Genomic DNA, 670 nt, shown 5'->3' with positions numbered 1-670 from the left:
CGCTATAAGGTCCGCCACCGTGTCGGCCATATGCGTAAGGCCCATATAGATGATGATGGGCTGGCCGGTGCGAGCAAGCGCTGTCCAGTCCGGCCTGTCGTCCGAGGCGGCGGCAAAGCCGGTGGCAAGGATGATCGCGCCGTTGACGCCGCGCACAGTGGCCGGAATGCCCGCCGAGGCAAGGCCGCCGAGCGCCGAAGTGATGCCGGAAAGCACGCGCCAGGGAATGTTTTCGCGGGTCAGCACCAGCGCTTCCTCCGCGCCGCGTCCGAAAACGAAAGGGTGCCCGCCCTTCAGCCGCACGACCTTGCGACCCTCGCGGGCCAGCTTTACCAGCAAAGCGTTGATGTCGCCCTGCGGGATCGACAGCCGCCCGCCGCGCTTGCCGACGAAGAATTTTTCGGCCTGGCTCGCGATGTCGACTATTTCGGGCGACACCAGCGCGTCATGCACCAGCGCGTCGGCTTGGGAAAGCGCCGAAAGCACATCGAGCGTCAGCAGTCCCGGATCGCCCGGACCGGCACCGGCAAGCCACACATGGCCGGGCTCGAGTTTCTTCGGCGTGTATTTCAGGCGGGCGATTGCTTTTTCGAGACTCATGAATGCCGCTTTCGCCGATGACGTAGGGCTCGCGCAAGCCTATAGAACGGATCATGAGCGAAGAAGAAAG

At 64.0% G+C, this 670-nt stretch carries 1 protein-coding gene; it reads right to left on the bottom strand.

Going from position 1 to position 670, the window contains the following annotated elements; translation table 11 throughout:
- A partial coding sequence (cobA, locus tag AB1462_RS31485; protein ID WP_367248975.1) for a uroporphyrinogen-III C-methyltransferase occupies positions 1 to 600 on the bottom strand: 600 nt, incomplete at its 3' end.
- Positions 601 to 670 lie beyond the last annotated feature (70 nt).

Source organism: Pseudomonas sp. SB113, from assembly GCF_040754745.1.
Classification (GTDB): domain Bacteria; phylum Pseudomonadota; class Gammaproteobacteria; order Pseudomonadales; family Pseudomonadaceae; genus Aquipseudomonas; species Aquipseudomonas grimontii.
The sequence above is the reverse complement of the archived record's forward strand: the minus strand, read 5'-3'. Positions and strand labels throughout refer to the sequence as shown.